At 27.6% G+C, this 871-nt stretch carries 1 protein-coding gene; it reads right to left on the reverse strand.

Annotated elements, in window-relative coordinates; genetic code table 11:
• Positions 1-871: PDC sensor domain-containing protein (locus DU473_RS08130; RefSeq protein ID WP_262868333.1), on the reverse strand; the 871-nt coding region annotated here is incomplete at both ends.

Below are 871 nucleotides of genomic sequence, written 5' to 3' on the forward strand. Positions count from 1 at the left end.
TGATGGCATTTGATATTTGACCAAATTCATCATTTGTTTTTATATTAATGGTTGATACATTATTTGTTTTATGATTAATAAAATCAAAGAATGAGTTAAGACCATTTTGGATAGTGGTGAGTGGGGATAAGAAATAATTATTAACAAGATATAAAAATATTAAAGCAAAAGCTATCATTATAATAACTACTATTGTTTGAATAAAGGCCATTTTTGTAACTGGCTCATTAACTACTTGTGCACTTTCTGTACTGCATATAGTGTACTCAGAAACTTTAGCACAGATACCTAATCTTTCCTCTTCTTTTAAATTATAAGAAAAGAATTTATAATCTCCATTTTCCTTATAAGCATTGATTACTGGAGTATGATCTACAGAGGAATCTAAAAGTTTTTTTTGTGTAGCAATAAAAATTTGATTATTTTTGTCAAATAAAAGAGAGTTACCTGGGTTAGTTTCAAATTCTTTCTGTAAATCTTCTACTAAAACATCAATAGCTAAAACTCCTATAAATTTACCATCTTTATAAAGAGCTTTTGAATAAGTAAAACAAGGAAGATTTGATGTTACATCAATATAAGAAGGAGTTATATAAATTCCATTTGTTTTTAAAGCTTCTTGATAATAATCTCTAGTTCTTGCATCATAATTATCAGCTTTTCCATAAATACCAAAATTTTTTCCTTTGGCATCAGAATCTGTATCACTTACAACAAGCTCTCCATCTGGTTGAGCAATATAAGCTGCTAAAAATCCTCCAGCTTCTCTTAATAGTTTTAAATCATCTCCTATATTTTCCATTAAAGATTGTTGGTTATTTAGCTGGTCATAGGAAAATGATAAAATTCTTTTTGCGAAATTTTCAAGAGT

Source organism: Campylobacter novaezeelandiae (assembly GCF_004323845.1).
Taxonomy (GTDB): domain Bacteria; phylum Campylobacterota; class Campylobacteria; order Campylobacterales; family Campylobacteraceae; genus Campylobacter_D; species Campylobacter_D novaezeelandiae.